The organism is Borreliella californiensis, from assembly GCF_014205885.1.
GTDB lineage: Bacteria > Spirochaetota > Spirochaetia > Borreliales > Borreliaceae > Borreliella > Borreliella californiensis.
This window is the reverse complement of sequence record NZ_JACHFB010000024.1, coordinates 1-2,378: the sequence shown is the minus strand read 5'-3', so window position 1 is coordinate 2,378 and position 2,378 is coordinate 1. Positions and strand designations below refer to the sequence as shown.

Sequence of the window (2,378 nt, the reverse complement as noted above, 5' to 3'; positions counted from 1 at the left end):
AATTATTAATGTCCATAAGACAAGCTCCTTCTAGGTGTTACTTTTAAATTAAGTAAAAGTAATAAAAATAGATGTAAATTCTAATTTATATTTTACCAAAAACCAAAAATTTTAGTCAAATTTTATGGGTTCTCATTGCAAGCGAAATTTGGGTTTTATGGTGGCTGTGATAAACAGAAGTGGCAATTTCAGAGGGGTGCACTTAAGAAAGATAATATACTTTAAGTGATATATAGCAAAGACTTTGAGATTTAGTTTGTATGTGTTTTGTAGTCATTTGTAATGGGTAGGTCATTTGCAATGGAGAGATTTTGGGGAGTTGATTAAAATTACATTTGCGTTTTGTTAATATGTAATTTGAAATGTAACAAAATTAGATATTTAAATCTTTGAAAAATTGTAATTGTTAGGGTGTTGCGTTAAGATTTAGGACTTATGGAGTAACTTATGAATAAGAAAATGTTTACTATTTGTGTTGTTTTTGCATTGATAGTTTCTTGCAAGAATTATGCAAGTGGTGAAGATGTAAAAAAAAGTTTAGAACAATCTGAACAAGAGTTAAAAAAGCAAGTTAAGGGATTTTTAGATACAAAAAAAGAAGAGTTTTTTGTAGATTTTGAAAAACCAGAAGCAAAAGTTCAACCAAAAGCTGATGAATTAGTGCAAGCTGATGAGTCGCAGGAACAAGGTGAAGATCAAGCAGTTCAAGAGGAGCCAGAAGATTCAGAATTAAAAGAGATTGAAAAGCAAATAAGAGAATTAAAGGAAAAAATAGAAAAATCAGATGGAAAAACTACTATTGGGAAATATTGTGAGTATGAAGAAGAGATAAAAAAAATAAGAGAAAAAATAAAAGAGCTTCAGAATGAAGAAAAAAAGGGAAAACTTGAAACAGAGCTAAAAGAACTTGATGAGAGTTTGGAAAAGAAAAAAAAAGAGAGAAAAAAAGAATTAGAAGAGACTAAGAAGAAATTTGAAGAGTATAAGGAACAAGTTGAGGGTGCTGGCGGTAGATCTGAAGGGGATAGGGCTAAAAATCAAGGAAACATTGGGGTGACAGCATGGCAACTTGCTAATAAATTAGGATTTAAAGGTGTAACTGGTGGTGGTAATAGTTCTGATACTGGTGACATGACTAAGAAAACAATAGAAAATGCACTTCAAAAGATTGATGAAGAGCTTAAAAAGTGAAAAATTAGATGTAAGTAAAATTTCGATATAAAGAAACAAGACTAGTAATTAGTCTTGTTTCGAATAGTTTTAGGTATTGAATTTATAGAATGATATTATAATATCATTCAGGTAACATTTTAATAATATAAGTTATGGAATGTTGTTTAATTTGTTTCATTTTCATCATTTTGTTTACTTTCTTCATCATCTTTTTTTAATTTTTCATACAATTCAGGTAAATCGGTATTAAAAATATCTGATAGTTGATCTAAATATTTTGCAATTCCATCTTTAATATTAAAATCCCAAAATGAATTATTTAATTGTTTATTTAAATAATTTTTCAATTTATTCAATTGGTTAATATCGCTATTTTCTACAAAATGAATTGTTTTATATAGTTCGTCTAAAAATTTTTGTAAACTTTTTGTATCTTTAGTAATATCAAATAGGTCGTGAAATCTATACCACGTGGAGCTTGATGATTTATTCCGCCAAGTATTCTCTTCTTCTATATCAAGAAGGTTTTTTAAATAGTTATATGCAAATTTTTGCTCTTTATTTAAACTCATTTCTGTTTTTAATTTTTTATGTAATGTGGGGATATGGGTATTAAAAAATTCTAATATAGCTTCTAACTTGAAATCACAATATCCATCATTAAATGATTGGTATAGCTCTTCATCTAAAACCGATTTTAATTCTTTTAGTCCACTATTTTCGATAAGTTTAACTACTTTGTATAAATCAGTGTAGAATTTTTTAAGGAGTTTAGGATTCTTAGAATTATCAATTTCAAAACAAGTTTTAAAATATTTTGGAAAGAATAGAAATAGATTTTGATATTCTGAATTTTTTATATTTTTGTAATCCATTTCTTTAAAAAATTTTTTGATATATTCATATGCGTATTTTTGATCTTTATTCAAGCTTGAATTGCTCGAATATTTTTTTGTGTTAGCATGAATATTTAAAAATATTGTTATAAAAAATAATGATAGTAAATACCGCATTTTATCTCCTTTATAGATGATTAAAACAGTCAATATAGATCATTAATTAATTGATTTTGATTAATCAATAGTTTATGTTAACAATTAATAAATTGCCTTACTATTTAGAGTAACAATTTGTTAATTTTGTTATTTTAGGAGAAATTCTTTTGAAAAAAGGTAAAAGGTCTTTTGATGATTATGTTGCATATT

2 protein-coding genes are annotated in these 2,378 nt (G+C 26.3%); one reads left to right on the top strand and one right to left on the bottom strand.

Going from position 1 to position 2,378, the window contains the following annotated elements:
- The first annotated feature begins 447 nt into the window (after positions 1 to 447).
- A complete protein-coding gene (locus tag HNP67_RS06645) occupies positions 448 to 1,191 on the top strand; it encodes a hypothetical protein (protein ID WP_184125759.1) in 744 nt (247 codons plus the stop codon).
- A 146-nt stretch (positions 1,192 to 1,337) separates the two neighbouring features.
- Here HNP67_RS06645 and HNP67_RS06640 read toward each other — a convergent pair whose 3' ends face one another.
- The gene (locus tag HNP67_RS06640; protein WP_184125757.1) at positions 1,338 to 2,186 is read right to left on the bottom strand and encodes a hypothetical protein; all 849 of its coding nucleotides are present in this window, start codon (positions 2,184 to 2,186) and stop codon (positions 1,338 to 1,340) included.
- Between the last annotated feature and the right edge of the window lie 192 nt (positions 2,187 to 2,378).